Source organism: Pseudomonas sp. SWRI18, from assembly GCF_014268345.1.
Taxonomy (GTDB): Bacteria; Pseudomonadota; Gammaproteobacteria; order Pseudomonadales; family Pseudomonadaceae; genus Aquipseudomonas; species Aquipseudomonas cedrina.
In genome coordinates this window covers 211,904-229,580 of the sequence record NZ_JACCQQ010000006.1, presented here as the reverse complement: position 1 = coordinate 229,580, position 17,677 = coordinate 211,904, and the positions used below count along the sequence as shown (strand labels likewise).

Sequence of the window (17,677 nt, the reverse complement as noted above, 5' to 3'; positions counted from 1 at the left end):
GACTAGCAGGGCGTGGCGCAGCCTTTGCGGGCGTACCACCACCAGGTCACGACGATGCAGCTCAGGTAGAAACCGACAAACAGGTAGAACGCCATGGCCGGGCTGCCGGTGGCGGCCATGGACGTGCCGAAGGACTTGGGAATGAAGAACGCGCCGAACGCGCCCATGGCCGAACTGAAACCCAGCACGGCGGCGGATTCCTTGCCGGCGTCTTTGAGGGCTTGTTCGCGCACGGCCGCGGGTTTGCCGTCGCTGGCTTTTTCATGCTGGGTACGGAAGATCACCGGGATCATGCGGAAGGTGGAACCGTTGCCCACGCCGGTGGTGATGAACAACAGCATGAACATGCCGAGGAAGCCGTAGAAGCTGCCGCCCTGGCCGTTCTGCGGCAGAAAGTGCAGCACGCCGAACACCATCACGATCATCAACACGAAGTTCCACAGGGTCACCCGCGCGCCGCCGAGCTTGTCCGCCAGCCAGCCGCCCAATGGGCGTACCAGTGCGCCGACCAGCGGGCCGAGGAAGGCGAATTTCAGCGCAACCACATCGGGAAACGAGGTCTTGATCAGCAGCGGAAAGGCCGCCGAGAAGCCGATGAACGAACCAAAGGTCGCCAGGTACAACCAGCACATCAGCCAGTTGTGCTTGCGCTTGAAGATCACCGCCTGCTCGCTGAACGAGGCGCGCGCGCTGGACAGGTCATTCATGCCGAACCACGCCGCCACGGTGACGGCGAGAATGAACGGCACCCAGATAAACCCGGCGTTCTGCAGCCAGAGTTGACTGCCATCCGGCAACGTTTGCGGTTGACCGCCCACCAGGCCGAACACGCCGAAGGTGATCACCAGCGGCACGCAGAACTGCATCACCGACACGCCCAGGTTGCCCAGGCCGGCATTCAAGCCAAGGGCGGTGCCCTGCTGGGCCTTGGGGTAGAAAAAACTGATGTTGGACATGCTCGAGGCAAAGTTGCCGCCGCCGAAACCGCAGAGCAAGGCGATCAGCACAAACACGCTGTAGGGCGTGCCCGGGTCCTGTACTGCAAAGCCCATCCACAGCGCCGGCAGCAGCAAGGAGGCGGTGCTCAGGGCGGTCCAGCGGCGCCCGCCGAAGATCGGCACCATGAACGAATAGAACACGCGCAGGGTGGCGCCGGACAAACCCGGCAGCGCGGCCAGCCAGAACAGCTGGTCGGTGGTAAAGCTGAAGCCGATGGCGTTGAGGCGCACGATCACCGTGCTCCACACCATCCACACAGCGAAGGCCAGCAGCAGCGCGGGGATCGAGATCCACAGGTTGCGGGTGGCGGTCTTCTTGCCGCTGGCGCCCCAGAACGCCGGGTCTTCGGGGCGCCAGTCATGGATCACCGGGCCCGAGGCGGGCTTTTGCGCGATGGACATGATCATTCTCCTTGGAGAGCTTGTTTGCCGAGCAACGGCTGTTTGCGGATTTCGCTGAGGTACATCCAGGTCAGGGAGACCCAGACCACGCCGTACATCAACATGAAGCAGGACGAGCGCACGCCGGTGAGGTCCACCAGGGCGCCGAACAGGATCGGCAGCACAAAGCCGCCCAAGCCACCGGCCAGGCCGACGATGCCGGACACCGCGCCCATGTTTTGCGGGTAGTCATTGGCGATGTACTTGAACACCGAGGCCTTGCCGAACGCGAAGGCGATGCCCATCACAAACAGCAGCACCGTGAACAGGGTGGCATTGAGGCCGATATGGAAATCGAGGGGGCCGTTGACGGTGGTGATTTGCAGCTGGGTCTGCGGATAGCTGAGCAGGAACAGGCAAACCCAGCTCACCCACAACACCCACCAGGTCACGCTCTGCGCGCCCCAGCGGTCGGACATCCAACCGCCGACCGCGCGCAGCACGCCGCCGGGCAGCGAGAAACACGCGGCCAGCAGCGCGGCGCTTTGCAGGCTGAAACCGTATTCCTGCACGTAGTACTTGGTCATCCACAGCGCCAGGGCCACGTAGCCGCCGAACACAATCGAGTAGTACTGGCAGTAGCGCCACACAGCCGGGTCCTTCAGGCACAGCAGTTGCTGGCGCAGGGTCGCGCCGCCGGCACTGCGGTGCGCCTTGTTCTCGCTGGTGAGAAACCAAAACATCAGCGCGGTGATAAACAGGATCGCGCTGAACACCTTGGGTACCAGGTGCCAGGTGCCGAGAGCAATCAGCGCCGGCGCGAGGAATTTGGTGACCGCCGCGCCCGCGTTGCCGGCGCCGAACACGCCCATGGCAAAACCCTGGTTCTCTTTGTCGAACCACTTGGCGACGTAGGCGATGCCCACCGAAAACGAGCCGCCGGCCAGGCCGACAAACAGGCCCAGTACCAGGAACTGCCAATAGGCGGTGGCGTAGGTGATCAGGTACAGCGGCAGCACGCAGGCGAGCATCAGCAGGAAGAACACGATGCGCCCACCGAAGCGGTCCGTGAGCAGGCCCAGCGGCAGGCGCACCAGGGAACCGGTCAATACCGGGGTGGCCGCGAGCAGGCCGAACTGGGTTTCGTTGAGTTGCAGCAGGTCTTTGATCGGCACGCCAAGCACGGCGAACATCATCCACACCATAAAGCAGACGGTGAAGGCCAGGGTGCTCATGCCCAGCACCAGGCCTTGTCTCATACGGGGTTGAGTCACGGTATGCGCTCCAGAAAGTGATTCCATGAGCGCATGGTTAGGGGCGAGACCCCCGCGCCGCTTGACCCAGATCAACGTCCGCCTGGGGGGTATAGGGCTATGCTGGGCCTGTCTACCTCCAAGGAGGTAGCTGCAACAACAAGAGAAAAGCTTTGTTTATCAATGGATTGCTCTGTTTTGCCGGTTGTTATCCGTGGGAGGGTTCGCCGGCAATTCTTTAGAGGTAGTGCGCCAGGGACGGCAGTGTTTACCCCCCTTTCCCGCTTCAGGTGCAACCATGCCGCTGCCTTGCCCGCTTCGATTACGTCGTCATGCTTGACTGGCTGCGCAGCTCCCTGCCCGCCCGTGCCGGCCTGGCGGTGATCCTGATCGCCATCCTGGCCCTGGCCAGTTCCCTGAGCGCCGGGCTGATCGCCTGGTTCAGCCAGGGCGATGCCGCCGCGATCAACACCGCAGGCTCGGTGCGCATGGAGACCTACCACCTCAGTTGGAAACTCGCCGCCGGCGCGCGATCGGATGAAGTCGCCGAGGTGAGCCACAGCCTGCAACGGCGTCTGGACAGCGAGTCGCTCAGGGCGGTTTTGGAAGACGGCCCCCAGAGTGCCCTGTTGCAGAGTTACCAGCAGATCCAGCAGCGCTGGAGCGACGAACTGCGCCCGGCGCTGATGCGCGGTGATGCGGCGCTGTTCCAGGCGAGCGCGCCGGCGTTTGTCGAGCAGCTCAACCAGTTCGTCAGCCTGTTGCAGCGCCAGAGCGAACGCAAGCAAGGCTGGCAGCAAGGCATCCAGGGCCTGGCGTTGTTCAGCACCTTGATCATCCTGTTGATCGGCCTGTACGAGCTGCAATACGGCGTGGTCAACCCGCTGGAAGAGCTGGTGCACGCCACCCGGCGTTTTCGCGACGGCGACTTCAAGACCCGGGTCAACCACCGTTCCGTGGACGAGCTGGGCCAACTCGCACTGAGCTTCAACGCCATGGCCGAGACCATCGAAGCGTCGCACCGCACCCTGGAAAGCCAGGTACAGCTCAAGACCCTCAACCTGCAACAAGCCAACGCCGCCCTCGAATTGCTCTACCAGAGCAGCCGCAGCCTGGCCACGCGCCTGGCCAATGCCGAGGGCCTGGATGAACTGATCCGGCGCTTCCAGAAACGCCTGCCGGGCTTGCGCCTGTCGCTGTGCCTGCAAGGCCACTTCCTGGCGCCGGCCCAACAGATGCTGGCGCTGCATGGCGAGCACAGCCGCAACGTCTGCGCGATCGGCGATTGCGCGACGTGCGAACGCCATCACGCCGCGCCGCCGCAGGTGTTCAGCATCAGCAACCAGGGCACGGAGCTGGGCGAACTCAAGGCGCACTTCCTCGACGGCCATGCGCCCCAGGATTGGGAGAGGCCATTGATCCAAGCCCTGGCCAACCTGATCGGCACCTCACTGTCGCTCAAGCGCCAGCGCGAACAGGACCATCGCCTGTTGCTGCTGGACGAGCGCACCATCATCGCCCGCGAACTGCATGACTCCCTGGCCCAGGCACTGTCGTACATGAAGCTGCAAGTGAGCCGCATGCAAACCCTGATCCGCCGTGGCGAGCCGGTGGAAACCCTGGCCACCGTCACAGGCGAACTGCGCGAGGGTCTCAACAATGCCTACCGCCAACTGCGTGAACTGCTGACGACGTTCCGCCTGCAGATCCACGACGCCGGGCTGGTGCATGAGTTGCAGGACACCGCCGAAGAGTTTTCCCGCCGTGGTGAATTCCAGGTGCACCTGCACGTGGACGCCCTGGCCTTCCAGCTCTCGGCCAGCGAACAGATCCATGTGCTGCAGATCACCCGCGAGGCGCTTTCCAACTGCCTGCGCCACGCCCACGCAGAAAATGCCTGGCTGCAACTGCGCCAGGTCGGCGAGACCGTGAGCCTGAGCATCGAAGACGATGGCCGCGGCTTTTGCGGCGCCGTCGACAGGCGCGAACACCACGGCCTGACCATCATGGACGAGCGTGCGCGCAGCCTGCACGGCGCCCTCGACATCAGCCCGCGCGAGCCCCAGGGCACCCGCGTGCAACTGCGCTTCCAGCCGGAATTCCTCGGCCAATCCCTACAAGGCACCGCCCCATGACCGCCCCTGCCCGCCACCGCATCCTGCTGGTCGATGATCATCCGATGATGCGCCACGGCATGCGCCAGATCCTCGAACTGGAAGACGACCTGCACGTGGTCGGTGAAGCCGGCAACGGCCAGGAAGCCCTCGACCAGATCGACAGCCTGCAACCGGACCTGGTGTTGCTCGACAACAACATGCCGCATATGAACGGCCTGGAAACCCTGCGCCGCCTGCGGGCCATGGACTATGCCGGGAAGGTCTTGCTGTTTACCGTGTCCGACGCCGAAGACGACATTCGTGATGCGCTGCGCCTGGACGCCAATGGGTATTTGCTCAAGGACATGGAGCCGGAACTGGTGGTGGAATTCATCCGCGATGCGTTGCACGGCGCCTTGGTGATCAGCCCCGGGCTGACGCGGGTGCTGGCCCAGGCACTGCGTTCACCGCAGCCGCATGCGGCGGTGGAGTTGACTGAGCGTGAGCGGCAGGTGCTGAAGACCATCGCCGGGGGTTACAGCAACAAGGTGATCGGGCATAAGCTGGGAATTACGGAAGGGACGGTGAAGGTGCATGTGAAGAATTTGCTGCACAAGCTGGGGCTGCGCTCGCGGGTGGAGGCGGCGGTGTGGGCGATGGAGCATTTGCGGCAGGTGGGGTGAGTTTTGGTTAAAAGATGGAGATCAAACTGTGGGAGTCCCCACTACATCTCAGACGTAGCGCTGTAGCACCGCAAACTGGGATCTCTGTGGCGAGCGGGCTTGCCCCGCGTTGGGCTGCGCAGCAGCCCCAAAACCAGGCGCAGAGAAATGCCTGACACATCGCATTCGTCTTCATCGGGGCGCTTCGCACCCCAACGCGGGGCAAGCCCGCTCGCCACACCAAGCCCGCTCGCCACAGAGACCCTGGTTGTTGCGCGACAGCGCAAGTCAGAGATTTGGAGGGAACTTCCAATTTTTTGCACCGCGTCAGGTCGCCAGACCGCGCCCTGCCCGCTCGAGATTGCGCCACAACCACGCCGGCAACACATCCGAATCCAGACTGTCGATCAGGTTCTTCAACCCCAACCCCAACTCCGTATCTCCCTCAATCACCAGCCTGCGCCGAAAGAACAACGTATCCGGATCCTCCTGCCGGCTGGCCAGCAACAGAAACTCCCGCCAGTTGCCACTGATACTCACCTGAGCCTCGGCTTTTTCAGCGATGCGCAACCCATCCGGATCCAAGGTCAGGTACCAGCACAACCCCAGGTCGGGGATGCGCAGGCACATCCAGCGCCCGCGCAGCAGGTCGAAACCGCCGTCGCGCAGCGGTTCGGCCAGGCAGCGGTTGAGCGCCTGTTGCAAGGCCAGGCGCTGCACGCGAAAGGGAACGCGGCGCACCAGCGGCAACAGACGATCGGCGCTCTTGAGCAACCACTGTTTGCGACTCAACACAGCCCCACCTCCTCGACCCGCAACATGCCGGCCTGGCCATGCCAGTAGCCGTTGCAGCCGTCGACGAACAGCGGCGGCGTGGCGCCCTGGCGCACCCGATCAAACGCGCGCACCACCTCGACCATGCCTTCGGCTCGCGGGCTCAAGCGCAGCAGATCGGCGCCACCGTTGACCAGCGCGGGGTAATCCGCGAGCAGGTTGGTGACCTCGGCCGACATCGTCTGAATGCCGTTCAAGGTGAACAACGCCTGCCCTTCCTGACTGCTCAACGCCATGCCATCCGGGTAGTTGATGCAGCAGAACTGGCAGTCATCCTTGGGCCGGTTTTCCGCGCGGGCGGTGAAGCAACGCGCTGAATAGGCCAGCGGCAAATGGCCGTAGGCAAAGATTTCCACTTCGGGCAACGGTCGGCCCAGTTCGCGCACCTGCGCCAGCACATCGGCGATCAGGCCCTGGGAGCATTCCACAGGGGGCACCCAGCGCTGCATGCCCGCGTCGAGCAGTTGCACCAGGGCGTGGCCGTTATACAGGTTGAGCGCCGGGCCGCCGACAAAGGGCAATTTGCGCTCGATCAACATCTGCACGGCGCCCATGTCGTTGGCCTCCACCAACAGCTCGCCGTTGTCGCACAGGCGGCGCAGGCTCGACAGTTCGGAGGCGGCTTCGATCAGCGTGAGACTCGACAACACGATCTGCGCCTGGCTGCTTGCCTGCAATTCACGCCCCAGGCCCAACCATTGATCCAGCGATAGCGCGCGGCGTTTGGCGCACACGGTTTCGCCCAGGTAAATCACGTCCAGGGGCAAGCCGGCCATGTCCGCATAGAAGCGGCCCAGGTGTTGCTTGTCCCAATAAAACAGCACCGGTCCCAGGCTGAGTTTCATCTGTGTCTCCTCACTGCCATGCACGATGGTAGGCGCCGAGCGTGGTCTGGCTGCCTTCGGATAACCCAGCCAGCACCTGGCGCCATTGGTCCTTGACCACAAAGCTGGCCGGCGCGCTACGGTGGACGTCCAGCGCGGCGCGCCAGACACGGGTGACTTGTTCCACATAGGCCGGGCTGCGTTGCCGGCCTTCGATCTTGACCGCTGCCACGCCGATGGCGCTGAGTTCGGGCAGCAGGTCCAGGGTGTCGAGGCTGGTGGGTTCTTCCAGCGCATGGAAGCGCTTGCCGCCCACCAGGAAGCGGCCTTTGCACAGAGTCGGGTAACCGGCGGGCTCGTCGGGGGTGTAGCGGTCGATCAGCACTTCACTGAGGCGTGCGCTCAGGCCGTCGGCGTCGTCGCTCCAGCGCACCGCCTTGGCCGGCGAACACACGCCGCACAGGTTGGGCGACTCGCCGGTGATATAGGACGACAGATGGCAACGGCCCTCGGCCATGATGCACAGGCTGCCAAAACCGAACACTTCGATGGGCACCGGACTGCTCGCGGCCACCTGCCTGACCTGGGCCAGGGACAGCACCCGTGGCAATACCGCACGGCGAATAGCGTAGCGCTCGGCATAGAACTTCAATGCCGCCGCGTGGGTGGCCGAGCCCTGCACCGACAGGTGCAACGCCATCTGCGGGTGCTGGCGGCTGGCGTAGTCGAGTACGCCGGGGTCGGCGGCAATCAGGGCATCCACGCCGTGGTCCGCCGCGCGGTCGACCGCACGTTGCCAGCGTGCCCAAATCTTCGGCTGCGGGTAGGTGTTGACCGCCACATACAGCTTGCGCTGGTGCTGGCGAATAAAGTCAACGGCACCGTCGAACTGCTTGTCGTCCATGTTCAGCCCGGCGAAATGCCGGGCGTTGGTGTCATCGCGAAAGCCTACATACACCGCATCGGCGCCTTGGCGCACGGCGGCTTTGAGCGCAGGCAGGTTACCTGCCGGACAGACCAGTTGCATGAGAGCTCCTTATTCAAAACCGGCAAAGGACAGAAATGGCACCGCCGCGCCCTTGAGCACTTGCTGCTCGCGCTCGACGATCACCAGGCCATCGGCCCAGCAGGCCGGGACGAGCATCGCCGAGCTTTGCTGGGGGTGCAGGGTCGCGCGCAGTTGCCCATCGCTGCCAGGGCTCAAACGTGCGCGCAGGTACTGGCGGCGCTTGTTGGGTTTGCCCCATTCAAAAGCGGCCGGCACGCTGACGGGCACCGGCAGTACCCGCTCCGTGCCCTGGGCCCGCAGCAGGAACGGGCGCACCACGATCAGCGCCGTGACCAGCGCGGCCGTCGGGTTGCCCGGCAGGCCGATCCAGTGTTTGCCCGCCACTTGGCCAAACGCCAGGGGTTTACCCGGCTGGATCGCCAGGCGCCAGAACTCGACCTTGCCCAGGGCCTGGATGGCCTGTTTGAGGTGATCTTCTTCGCCCACCGATACGCCGCCGGTGGTCAGCAGCACGTCGCATTCGGACGAAGCCAGCAGCAGCGCATCGCGGCTGGCCGCCAGCGCGTCGGCCATCACGCCGTAGTCATGCACCTCCACTCCCCAACCGCGCAGCAACGCCGCGACGAGGTAGCGGTTGCTGTTGTAAATCTGCCCCGGCGCCAGTGACTCGCCGGGTTCGCGCAGCTCATCGCCACTGCTGAGCAGGCACACCCGCAGCGGCCGGTAAACCTTGACCCGGGGGATGCCCGCCGCTGCCAGCAAGCCGATTTCCTGGGCGCGCAGACGCTTGCCGACGCTCAACACAGGCTGTCCACGTTGCAGCTCTTCGCCGCGCTTGCGCACGTGTTCGCCCAGGCGCAACGGCGGGCACCAGATACGTTGGCCATACACCCGACAGCGTTCCTGCGGCACCACGCTGTCGGCGCCGTGGGGCAGTGGCGCGCCGGTAAAGATCCGCACGGCTTGCCCGGCCTGCAACGGCACGTCACTGCTGTGCCCGGCAGCGATGCGCCCGCTCACTTCCAGGTAACCGCCCTGCTCCGGTACGTCGAACGCACGCAGTGCATAGCCGTCCATGGCGCTGTTGTCCCAACCCGGCAGGTCGAGGGGTGAGAACACTTCTTCGGCGGTCACCCGCCCGAGGGCCTGGGCCAAGGCGATCACTTCGGTGGACGGCGGCGGCGGTGCCTTGGCCAGCAACTGTTCAATGGCCTCCTCCACCGGCAGCAGGTCGCCGCTGTCGCATACGTTCATGAGCGTACCTCACAGGCGGCGAGCGCCTGGTCGGTCTGCGGCTTGAGGTGCGGCACGAAGTTGCATGGGCCGGTGCGGCTGTCCAGTTGGCCGACCAGAATCTGATCCCACGCCGTGCGACAGGCGCCCGGCGAGCCCGGCATGCAGCACACCAGCACGCCATTGCTGATGCCGGCCAGCGCGCGCGATTGCAGGGTGGACATGCCGATCTCCGCCAGGGACACCTGGCGGAACAATTCGCCAAATCCGTCCACCTGCTTGTCGAGCAACGGCAGCACCGCCTGAGGCGTGTTGTCGCGCGCAGTGAAGCCGGTGCCGCCGGTCATCAGCACCACTTGCACCTGGGGGTCAGCGATCCACTGGGAAACGCGCGCGCGGATCTGGTAGATGTCGTCCATCACGATGGCGCGGTCGATCAAACCGTGGCCGGCGCGCTGCAGGCGGTCCACCAGGGTTTGCCCGGAGGCGTCGGTGGCGTAGGTGCGGGTGTCGCTGATGGTCAGCACCGCGATGTTCAGGGAAACAAAACTGCGTTGGGTCAGATGGGCCATGATCCAGGCTCCAGGCATTGAAAAGTGCGCTCAGCCTGCACCGCAATGGGCGCAGGGCCTATTCCTCCGAGGAGGTATGCCTTCAGGGGGCCAGGCGCGTGCGCTGCCACTCGCCGGCATACAGGCGGAAGTCGAGGCGGTCATGCAAACGGTCGGGCCGGCCTTGCCAGAATTCGATGCGCTGCGGTTGCAGGCAGTAGCCGCCCCAGTGTTCGGGCCTTGGCGGTTGCCGGCCGGCAAAGCGCTCGGTGACCTCGCGCAAGCGGCTTTCCAGCTCGCTGCGATGGGCCAGGGGCTGGCTTTGGGGCGAGGCCCAGGCGCCCAATTGGCTGGCGGTCGGTCGCGCGTCGAAGTAGTCATCCGAAAGCTCTTCTGCTGCGCGCGCCACTGGGCCTTCGACGCGCACCTGCCGCTCCAGGCCCGGCCAGAAAAACGTCATGGCGGCGTGGGGGTTGTCCGCCAACTCCTGGCCTTTGGAGCTCTGGTAATTGCCAAAAAAGAAAAACCCGTCGGTGCTGAAGCCCTTGAGCAACAGGATCCGGCAATGGGCATGGCCCCGGCTGTCCACGGTGGCCAGCGCCATGCTGTTCGCCTCGGCTGGCGGGACTTCGGTCTTGCGTGCCTGCTCCAGCCATTGGCCGAACAGCACCAGCGGGTTGTCCTGCGGGGCGTCATCGCGCAGGCCATAGAGGGTGTAGTTGCGGCGCAGTTGCGCGAGGGACAAGGGCATGGGGCGGTCCTCCAGGAAGTTCGGCACAGTGTGGGAACTACCGCCGTGTTATCCCTTGACCGCGATCAACATTCGTCCGCGGCATGACGCCGCACAGCGCTACCACAGCGACTTGGCCAGGATCACGATCAGCACCATGTGCGCCAGGATGCTGCGCCGGATCCACGCCGCCCGTTTGGGGCTCAGGCGTTTGTGGGTCAGCCAGTGCGCCAGCAACAGGTAGTGGCCGATGATGCTCAGGGCCAGAGTGATTTTCAGGCTCAACAGCAGCGCGAATCGCCCGGTCCACGGCATGCCCCAGTAGTGCCACGCCAGGCCGATGCCCGCGCCGTACAGCAGCAGCACCACGCCATGCAGCACCTGGCGCGAACGCCGGGCAATCGCGTGCTCAGCGGTGAACTGCGCCGACCAGGCCAGTTCCTGCCGGGCGCTGTGCCAGATCACCACTTCAAAAAACAGCGTGCCGATAAAAGCGATGGCCGCCAGCAGATGCACGATCAATAACCACGAATACAGCATCGGTCTCTCCTAGCCGGGGTGCCCATCGACGCGCGACTGCATCAGCATCGGCCCGTAGCGCCACAGGTACAGCCCAAACCCGACGGACCAGCACAACCCGGCCAGCCACAACCCCGCCATCGGCCACACCGGCACCAGCAACACGCGGCACACACAGGCCAGGTTCAGCAGTGCAAAGGCCGGGGTCATCCCGCCCGGCGGCTGCAAGGGCCGGCCGGTATGGCCCAGGCTGACCCGCGCGATCATCGCCAGGATCAAGCCGCCCATGGCGCCCACGGTGAGCGCATGCACCGCCAGGCTGGGGTTGAGCGGCGCACCGATATGCCACAGCGCCATGCCCAGGCAGGCTACGGCGAGCCAGGCATACGCCAGGTGCAACGACCAGAGCAACGGCACCCGCCACAGACCACGATCATGCCAACGGAACAGGCGGATCAGGTGCCCCAGCCCGAGCGCAGCGAACAGCAGGCCGATCCACGGGCTTGCGCCCAGTGCAGGCCCGACGGCATACAGCACGGCGATCAGCAGCGAGCCACCGAGCAACGTAAGGTCCAGCCACGCCCAAGGCTTGACCGCCTCGACCCGGCCCAACCCGCGCTGGGTGAAAAACGGAATCACCCGCCCGCCGATCAGCCCCATCATCGCCGCCACCAGCCATAGCCCGGTCAGTACCGACTGGCGCTGCAAGCCCGCGTCGTTGCGCAGCAAACCATACAGCGACAGGGCATCGGCCACCGTTAGCAGCGCCAGCACCAGCACGATCGGGTAGTTGCGCTTCTGCTTCACCTGCCACAGGCTCCAGCCCATCACAGCGGCGACGGCCAGGGGAAAAGTCAGTTCCAGCACCGCCAGCAGCGGCCAATGCAAGTTGACCAGCCACCCCAGACGCGCCGCCAGCCAAAGCCCGGCGAGCAACGCCAGCGCTTTGCCGCTGATGCCTGGGCGGCCGGTCCAGGTCTGCACCGCCGTGAGCAGGAACCCGGCGATGATTGCCAGGCCAAATCCGAACAACAGCTCATGACGATGCCACGCCAGCCAACCGCCGGCGGGTTGCCAACTGCCGGTGCGCCCGCCCAGGGCCAACAGCCATATGGGGATCGCCAGCGCCGCCAAGACACAGGCGCCGAGGAAGAATGGCCGGAAAGCCAGGCGAAACAACGGGGTAATCGACATGGCCTTGCGCCGATCGAGCACTTGCATAACACGGTCTCCCTTGAAGGACTGCGGCAATCTTGCGCCGATGCCTGCGCGTTGCCCTTGTCGCAGATCAAGTCGCATACCCACCGCAACGCTTACGCTTGCACCTGCAACTTTTGCCGTGCTCTGGAGCCATGATGAAAAACGCCTATGTCCCCCTCGCCTGGTTTGTGATCCTTGGGTCCATGCTGGCCGCCGCCAGCGGCCTTTCGCTGGGGCTGGTGTGAACGCCCCACTGCTGTTCAAGGAGCCGGGCACGGTGCTGCACCGCGTGCACCACCAGATCCTGCGCAGCCACCACCTGTTCGAGCCGTTGAACGAGCAGGAGTTGGACGAGTTGATGGGCAGCAGCCAATTGCTGAGCATCGACAAGGCCGAGCCGCTGTTCCGCCAGGGCGAACCGGCCGATGCGTTTTACTTCGTGATTGCCGGTGCGGTGAAGATCTACCGCCTGACCCCCGATGGCCAGGAGAAGGTGTTCGAGGTGATCGGCGAACGCCAGACGTTCGCCGAAGCCATGATGTTGATGGACACGCCCAACTATGTGGCCTGCGCCGAAGCGGTGTGCCCCACCCAGTTGTACCGTTTGTCCAACGCCACTTACATGCGGCTGCTGCACAGCAACAGCCGCCTGACCTTCGCCCTGCTCGGCACGTTGTGTGTGCGCCTGCATCGGCGAGTCAACGAGATCGAGACCCTGTCGCTGAAAAACGCCACCCACCGTGTGGTGCGCTACCTGCTGACCCAACTGATGCGCCTGCACAGCACCGCCGCGACGTTCGAACTGCCGATGGCCAAGCAACTGATTGCCGGGCATCTGTCGATCCAGCCGGAGACCTTTTCGCGGATTATCCGGCGGCTCATCGACGAAAAAATCATCACCCAGGACGGGCGTCAGATCGCCATTCTCGACCGGCCGCGCCTGGAGCAATTCGAGTGAAAACCTGCCTGTACTGCCAGCACCCCTTACGATGAAGCCGTTCATATGCAGAACCTGAAACGGCGAGGATCCTCTCTAGCTGAAGGGTTTGATGAGGCTCGATTGGGTTGACGGGCAAGCTCAGGGTGTGAAGGCGCAGTGTCAGGCACCGGATTGGTCGACTGATCCACCGCTTTCGCGAGCAAGCCCGCTCCCACATTCCGGATTCGGTTCACTTCGGGCAATAGGCAACTCAAACAACCCGCACAACTCATCCACCCGCGTGCGCCCCGCCGGCAGCACGCACAAGAACTGCGCCGACAATTCAATCAGCCCCTCACAGTTCCACTGCTCCAGCAGCGGCCAGATCGTCGAGAAATGCCGTGCGAACATCACCCCGTAACGCCGCTCGATGGCCTGGATATCCAGCTCCAGGTCACAGGCCAGGCGCTCTGCCACGTACTCGCGCAGCGCATCGCCGGTGTCGCACTGCCAGCCCTGGCACGTGGCGAGCTGGCCGTTGCCCAGCGCCTGTGCGTAGCGCTGTTCGTCCGTGGCGTTCTGCGCGCACAGCGTGTCGATCTGGCTGATGGCGCCCAGGCCCAGCCCGATGTGATCGCAGTAACCATGCAGGGTGAAGCCTTCGCACGTGCGGCTAAGCCGGCCGCGTTCCTGGGCCTGGGTAAGGTCATCGTCGCCTCGGGCGAACTGGCCCAGGCCGATGTAGTGGTAACCCGCTGCGTCCAGGCGTGCGAAGCACAGCTGGCGCATGGCGGTTTTATCCGCCGCGCTGCACAGGGCCTGGGCCGGTTGCGCCGGGTAGCGACTTGGCGGCGTGGCGTAGTCGAACACCTGCAAGCGGTCCGGCTCCAGGGCGATCAGGCTGGCCAGCTTGGCCTCGAAACTGGCCAGGGTCTGCCAGGCGCTGCCGTAGCCCAGGTCGACACTGACCGAGCGGAAGTCGAAGGTCCGCGCGGCATCGATCAACGACTCGATCGGCGCCGGGTCGCGGCAGTACGCCCGGGAATAGTCGTCCTCGGCACGCGCATCGGGCACGCCAATGCACACGCGATTGAACCCCAGTTCGCGCAACACGCCGACGCTGGCCCAGTCGGTATGCCGGGGGTCGAGGTCGATGCCGTAGTCGCCGCGGTCATGCTCAAGGAAATGCAGGCGCTCGAACAGCGGCGCCATCAGCGCCTGCACATCGCCGACGGGCGCCGGGCCACGCCACTGGAAGTAGTCCACCGGTTGACGGCTGCCGAGGTGGCAGCCGACCAAATGGATTTCCTGGGCCAAGCTGCGTCGGTAAGCCTCAGGCGCGCTGGCCGGCCAGCGCAGGGTCAAGGCCAGCGGGCGTTGCCGCTGGCGGCTGCCGCGCAACGCGCGCAACACATCCAGAGAGCCGACGCCCGCGTGGAATCTGCGAATATCGGCGTGCCCATTCAGGTCCAGTACGCCTTGAGCGTGGCGTGCACGTGCGAGAGGAATGACGGTGTGCATGACAGGCTCCGGGGCCGGCGGCGGTCAGCCATTGTCCGGTGCGACGCCACGGCGCACCTTGATATGCATCAAAGGCCCTACCAACTGAGGTAAAACATGCTCTTGGCCAACAGCACAATCGCGACCATATGACCGAACAGGCTCAGGTGGATAAACCGCACGTAGCCCGCACTCACCCGACCACGGCGCATGCGCAGCATCGTCAGCACAAAGTGCAGCAGCACACTGGCGGCGAGGATCAGCTTGAGCGTCAGCAATGTACCGAACGACGAGGAAAAAGGCGCTGCCAGTACCGGCAAGTAACGCAACCAGACCATCCCCACCCCGGCACCGAACAACACCAGCAACACCCACGGCATCAGGGCCCGGGCGCGCTGGCCAATACCTTGCTCCACCAGGAGCATGACGCGCGCGGGCAATTGCCGATGCAGGCGCCCCAGGATCAGCACCTCGAAAAACACCGTGCCGATAAAGATCAGCGCCGCGAACAAGTGGGCGAGCAGAAACAGCAGGTAGAGCATGGTGGCCTCGCAGGTCGCGTTGAGGCTTCAGTGTGGCGGCCTCAGCGCGATGGGGCCTTGATGCTGATCAAGCCAGGCAACACGCCGCGACGTTCAATGCACATCAACACATCGTCGTGACAGAGGTTGCACAATGGATTCGGCAGAATCTCAAGGCACCGGCAACCACCCCCTGAAGCCACCCGGCGCCGTCAACGGGCACCAGGCAAAATCCCAGGGTGGGATTGGCAATGCCAGGTACTCAGCATCGATCAGCCGTGCGTCTTTCCAATCGAAAACCGTTGATGAGCGCCATGCCAGGACCACGCCTTCGGCCTGGCTGTCGTCCGTATTGACCCAGCACGCGGCCGCCGCCGCCATGAACGCCTCGATGAGTTCGTCGTCGATCTGCGAGCGATACACCGAGCCCAGCAGCCAACGGCAGACGTTCAGGTGGTAGGTCCAGTCCTGCGGCGGACGGTTGTGGTAGGCCCAGGTCATGAAGCTGCGAAACAGGTTCAAGCCCTCGGGCGGGTCCAGCTTGAGCAGCGCCGGGCAGATGTCGAACAGGCTGTGCCAATACGGAAGCAGGCGTGCATCCAAGTGCACGAAGCTACGGCAATTGCCGGGGTATTCAGGGCACGGCGGTTCCGTGTGCAGGCGACGGGACGCCTTGCTGCCATTGATGGTTGGCTTGGGGCGATTGGCGCCTGCGGGCAACAGGTGGTTCATGGGATGCACTCACAGTCATGACGATGGCACACCTCCCGGTCAAGGGAGGCCCAAGGCATACGTCAGGCTGCGGGGGAAGCGCGGGGGTTGGCCGAGGGCCAGGCATAACGCGGCGGCGCCTTGTTGCGTTGTTCATGGGCCGGGCGCGGGGGTTGGCCCAGGCCCAACAGCCAGGCCAGGCCGACCAGAAACACCAGGGCAAGCGTCAAAGCGTTGCAGACTGGGCAGGCAAAGTAGTTCGAGATGTTACTGGAAGCCGGGCTGCCCGACCCTTGGTCGGAAAGTGGCGCCTGCTTGCCCTCCACCGAACAGAACGCCCCGCCAATGCCGTTGAGCACCTGGCCCGTCATCTGCCCATGCCCCAAACCGCAGACGAACAGGTTCATCAGCACGCAGAAGTACAGGGCCCAGGCGATCAGCGAACGGTCGGGGTGGCTCGATTTCATGGCGGCGACTCTACCACCGCCGCCGCAAAAGCATGAAGCGCGCCGCGCCCCCTGTGGCAGAACGTCGCAGATTCCGTGCCGCAGCCAGGGTTGGTAGACTGGCGCCCTGCTCCTTTACTCCTTTTCAAAGCCTGATGTGTAGATCCAGAGCAATGCAGGCGTTTCACAGGACGCACCGCTGATGAGTACGTTATTCACCCGCCGCAAAGTGCTGACCGGTATGGGCCTGCTGGGCCTTGGCGGCCTGCTGGGCGGCTGTGACTACAGCCCCAAGCTGGATTTCAAGTACGGCAAGGACCTGAGCGACAAGATCATGGGTCGCACCTTCAAGCTCAAGAACACCGACGGCGAAACCGTCACCCTGAGCTCGTACCGTGGCCTGATGCCGGTGGTGTTTTTCGGTTTCACCCAGTGCCCGGCCGTGTGCCCGACCACCCTGGCACGCGCCGCCCAGGCCAAGAAACTGATGGGCCGCGACGGCGAAATCATGCAAGTGGTGTTTATCACCCTGGACCCGGAACGCGACACCCCCGAGATGCTCGACAAGTACGTCAAGGCCTTCGACCCCAGCTTCGAAGCGCTGTACGGCACCCCGGAAGAAATCGCCGTGGCCGCCAAGGAATTCGGGATCTTTTATGAAAAGATTCCTGCCGGCGACACCTATACCCTGTCCCATACCGCCACCAGCTTCGTGTTCGACACCCGTGGCAACCTGCGCCTGGGCCTGCAGGCGTCCCTTACCGCTAAAGAGTGCGCAGAAGACCTGCTCACCGTCATGGAGGTCTGCTAATGACTGCCGTTCAACACCTCAAACGCACCCTGATCGGCCTGACTCTGCTGGGCCTTGCCGCGCACGCCAACGCCGAGGTCCGAGTGACCGACGCCTGGGTTCGCGCCACCGTGCCGGGCCAACCGTCCAGCGGCGCGTTCATGACCGTCACCGCCGACAGCGACAGCCAACTGCTGAGCGTGGCCTCGCCCGTGGCCAAGGACGTGCAGATCCATGAAATGAGCATGAAGGACGACGTGATGCGCATGGGCCCGGTGGATGCAGTGGCGCTGCCGGCCGGCAAGGCCGTCACCCTCGACCCCAACGGCTACCACGTGATGCTGATGGGCCTGACCGGACAGATCAAGGAAGGCGATCAGGTGCCGCTGACCCTGACCGTGCAAGACGCCAAGGGGCAGAAGCAGACGATTGAACTGAAGGCCGCGGCCCGTGGGATGGATGGGATGAACCACAGCAAGATGCATTGATCGGGGGTATGG

Annotated in this window: 19 protein-coding genes; 5 read left to right on the top strand and 14 right to left on the bottom strand. The window is 64.4% G+C overall.

Going from position 1 to position 17,677, the window contains the following annotated elements:
• Positions 1-2: 2 nt before the first annotated feature.
• Positions 3-1,400 carry a NarK family nitrate/nitrite MFS transporter gene (locus H0Z09_RS09890; RefSeq protein ID WP_186690072.1) on the bottom strand — a complete coding sequence of 466 codons (1,398 nt, stop codon included), beginning with the start codon at positions 1,398-1,400 and terminating at the stop codon, positions 3-5.
• A 2-nt stretch (positions 1,401-1,402) separates the two neighbouring features.
• Positions 1,403-2,653: an MFS transporter gene (locus tag H0Z09_RS09885; RefSeq protein ID WP_186690070.1), complete on the bottom strand. Its 1,251-nt coding sequence runs from the start codon at positions 2,651-2,653 to the stop codon at positions 1,403-1,405.
• Positions 2,654-2,964: 311 nt separating this feature from the next.
• On the opposite strand from H0Z09_RS09885, the gene H0Z09_RS09880 reads away from it, so the two are divergent.
• Both H0Z09_RS09880 and narL read left to right on the top strand, forming a co-directional pair.
• Positions 2,965-4,767, top strand: a complete 1,803-nt coding sequence (locus H0Z09_RS09880; protein WP_186690068.1) for a HAMP domain-containing protein — start codon at positions 2,965-2,967, stop codon at positions 4,765-4,767.
• The gene (narL, locus tag H0Z09_RS09875; RefSeq protein ID WP_186690066.1) at positions 4,764-5,411 is read left to right on the top strand and encodes a two-component system response regulator NarL; all 648 of its coding nucleotides are present in this window, start codon (positions 4,764-4,766) and stop codon (positions 5,409-5,411) included. Before H0Z09_RS09880 ends, narL begins: the two co-directional genes overlap by 4 nt.
• 306 nt (positions 5,412-5,717) lie before the next feature.
• On the opposite strand, the gene H0Z09_RS09870 is transcribed toward narL, so the two are convergent.
• The 8 genes from H0Z09_RS09870 to H0Z09_RS09835 all read right to left on the bottom strand — a co-directional run bounded on the left by H0Z09_RS09870 (position 5,718) and on the right by H0Z09_RS09835 (position 12,311).
• Positions 5,718-6,185 carry an SCP2 sterol-binding domain-containing protein gene (locus tag H0Z09_RS09870; RefSeq protein WP_186690064.1) on the bottom strand — a complete coding sequence of 156 codons (468 nt, stop codon included), beginning with the start codon at positions 6,183-6,185 and terminating at the stop codon, positions 5,718-5,720.
• A complete protein-coding gene (locus H0Z09_RS09865; RefSeq protein WP_186690056.1) occupies positions 6,179-7,069 on the bottom strand; it encodes a U32 family peptidase in 891 nt (296 codons plus the stop codon). Before H0Z09_RS09865 ends, H0Z09_RS09870 begins: the two co-directional genes overlap by 7 nt.
• Positions 7,070-7,079: 10 nt before the next feature.
• Positions 7,080-8,075 carry a peptidase U32 family protein gene (locus H0Z09_RS09860; protein ID WP_186690055.1) on the bottom strand — a complete coding sequence of 332 codons (996 nt, stop codon included), beginning with the start codon at positions 8,073-8,075 and terminating at the stop codon, positions 7,080-7,082.
• Positions 8,076-8,084: 9 nt separating this feature from the next.
• Positions 8,085-9,311 (bottom strand): gephyrin-like molybdotransferase Glp, encoded by a 1,227-nt coding sequence (glp, locus tag H0Z09_RS09855; RefSeq protein WP_186690053.1) that lies wholly within the window; start codon positions 9,309-9,311, stop codon positions 8,085-8,087.
• Complete coding sequence (moaB, locus tag H0Z09_RS09850) at positions 9,308-9,862, bottom strand: molybdenum cofactor biosynthesis protein B (protein WP_186690051.1); 555 nt, start codon at positions 9,860-9,862, stop codon at positions 9,308-9,310. Before moaB ends, glp begins: the two co-directional genes overlap by 4 nt.
• Positions 9,863-9,944: 82 nt before the next feature.
• Entirely contained in the window at positions 9,945-10,592 is a 648-nt protein-coding gene (pdxH, locus tag H0Z09_RS09845) for a pyridoxamine 5'-phosphate oxidase (protein WP_186690049.1), read from the bottom strand.
• A 99-nt stretch (positions 10,593-10,691) separates the two neighbouring features.
• Positions 10,692-11,111, bottom strand: a complete 420-nt coding sequence (locus tag H0Z09_RS09840; protein WP_186690047.1) for a hypothetical protein — start codon at positions 11,109-11,111, stop codon at positions 10,692-10,694.
• A 9-nt stretch (positions 11,112-11,120) separates the two neighbouring features.
• Complete coding sequence (locus H0Z09_RS09835) at positions 11,121-12,311, bottom strand: NnrS family protein (protein ID WP_186690045.1); 1,191 nt, start codon at positions 12,309-12,311, stop codon at positions 11,121-11,123.
• A 220-nt stretch (positions 12,312-12,531) separates the two neighbouring features.
• Between H0Z09_RS09835 and H0Z09_RS09830 the strand changes: the two genes are divergently transcribed.
• On the top strand, positions 12,532-13,248 hold the full coding sequence (locus tag H0Z09_RS09830) for a Crp/Fnr family transcriptional regulator (RefSeq protein WP_346656788.1): 717 nt from the start codon (positions 12,532-12,534) through the stop codon (positions 13,246-13,248).
• Positions 13,249-13,389: 141 nt separating this feature from the next.
• Here H0Z09_RS09830 and H0Z09_RS09825 read toward each other — a convergent pair whose 3' ends face one another.
• The 4 genes from H0Z09_RS09825 to H0Z09_RS09810 form a co-directional block, all read right to left on the bottom strand.
• A complete protein-coding gene (locus H0Z09_RS09825; protein ID WP_186690043.1) occupies positions 13,390-14,730 on the bottom strand; it encodes a coproporphyrinogen III oxidase in 1,341 nt (446 codons plus the stop codon).
• A gap of 77 nt (positions 14,731-14,807) precedes the next feature.
• Positions 14,808-15,251, bottom strand: coding sequence for a hypothetical protein (locus H0Z09_RS09820; protein WP_186690041.1), 444 nt, complete (start codon positions 15,249-15,251; stop codon positions 14,808-14,810).
• Between the two features lie 150 nt (positions 15,252-15,401).
• Positions 15,402-15,962, bottom strand: coding sequence for a putative natural product biosynthesis protein (locus H0Z09_RS09815; RefSeq protein ID WP_186690039.1), 561 nt, complete (start codon positions 15,960-15,962; stop codon positions 15,402-15,404).
• Between the two features lie 62 nt (positions 15,963-16,024).
• Positions 16,025-16,408 carry a DUF2946 domain-containing protein gene (locus H0Z09_RS09810; RefSeq protein ID WP_186690037.1) on the bottom strand — a complete coding sequence of 128 codons (384 nt, stop codon included), beginning with the start codon at positions 16,406-16,408 and terminating at the stop codon, positions 16,025-16,027.
• A 181-nt stretch (positions 16,409-16,589) separates the two neighbouring features.
• On the opposite strand from H0Z09_RS09810, the gene H0Z09_RS09805 reads away from it, so the two are divergent.
• Both H0Z09_RS09805 and H0Z09_RS09800 read left to right on the top strand, forming a co-directional pair.
• Positions 16,590-17,198: an SCO family protein gene (locus H0Z09_RS09805; protein ID WP_076950653.1), complete on the top strand. Its 609-nt coding sequence runs from the start codon at positions 16,590-16,592 to the stop codon at positions 17,196-17,198.
• The gene (locus tag H0Z09_RS09800; protein ID WP_186690035.1) at positions 17,198-17,665 is read left to right on the top strand and encodes a copper chaperone PCu(A)C; all 468 of its coding nucleotides are present in this window, start codon (positions 17,198-17,200) and stop codon (positions 17,663-17,665) included. The genes H0Z09_RS09805 and H0Z09_RS09800 overlap by 1 nt, the downstream gene beginning before the upstream one ends.
• Positions 17,666-17,677 lie beyond the last annotated feature (12 nt).

Coding starts and splice junctions, on each gene's coding strand:
- H0Z09_RS09820 (WP_186690041.1), bottom strand. CDS start 15,251: ATGCTCTACCTGCTGTTTCTGCTCGCCCACTTGTTCGCGGCGCTGATC.
- glp (WP_186690053.1), bottom strand. CDS start 9,311: ATGAACGTATGCGACAGCGGCGACCTGCTGCCGGTGGAGGAGGCCATT.
- moaB (WP_186690051.1), bottom strand. CDS start 9,862: ATGGCCCATCTGACCCAACGCAGTTTTGTTTCCCTGAACATCGCGGTG.
- H0Z09_RS09810 (WP_186690037.1), bottom strand. CDS start 16,408: ATGAAATCGAGCCACCCCGACCGTTCGCTGATCGCCTGGGCCCTGTAC.
- H0Z09_RS09880 (WP_186690068.1), top strand. CDS start 2,965: ATGCTTGACTGGCTGCGCAGCTCCCTGCCCGCCCGTGCCGGCCTGGCG.
- H0Z09_RS09865 (WP_186690056.1), bottom strand. CDS start 7,069: ATGAAACTCAGCCTGGGACCGGTGCTGTTTTATTGGGACAAGCAACAC.
- H0Z09_RS09860 (WP_186690055.1), bottom strand. CDS start 8,075: ATGCAACTGGTCTGTCCGGCAGGTAACCTGCCTGCGCTCAAAGCCGCC.
- H0Z09_RS09840 (WP_186690047.1), bottom strand. CDS start 11,111: ATGCTGTATTCGTGGTTATTGATCGTGCATCTGCTGGCGGCCATCGCT.
- H0Z09_RS09825 (WP_186690043.1), bottom strand. CDS start 14,730: ATGCACACCGTCATTCCTCTCGCACGTGCACGCCACGCTCAAGGCGTA.
- H0Z09_RS09805 (WP_076950653.1), top strand. CDS start 16,590: ATGAGTACGTTATTCACCCGCCGCAAAGTGCTGACCGGTATGGGCCTG.
- narL (WP_186690066.1), top strand. CDS start 4,764: ATGACCGCCCCTGCCCGCCACCGCATCCTGCTGGTCGATGATCATCCG.
- H0Z09_RS09835 (WP_186690045.1), bottom strand. CDS start 12,311: ATGCAAGTGCTCGATCGGCGCAAGGCCATGTCGATTACCCCGTTGTTT.
- H0Z09_RS09815 (WP_186690039.1), bottom strand. CDS start 15,962: ATGAACCACCTGTTGCCCGCAGGCGCCAATCGCCCCAAGCCAACCATC.
- pdxH (WP_186690049.1), bottom strand. CDS start 10,592: ATGCCCTTGTCCCTCGCGCAACTGCGCCGCAACTACACCCTCTATGGC.
- H0Z09_RS09800 (WP_186690035.1), top strand. CDS start 17,198: ATGACTGCCGTTCAACACCTCAAACGCACCCTGATCGGCCTGACTCTG.
- H0Z09_RS09890 (WP_186690072.1), bottom strand. CDS start 1,400: ATGTCCATCGCGCAAAAGCCCGCCTCGGGCCCGGTGATCCATGACTGG.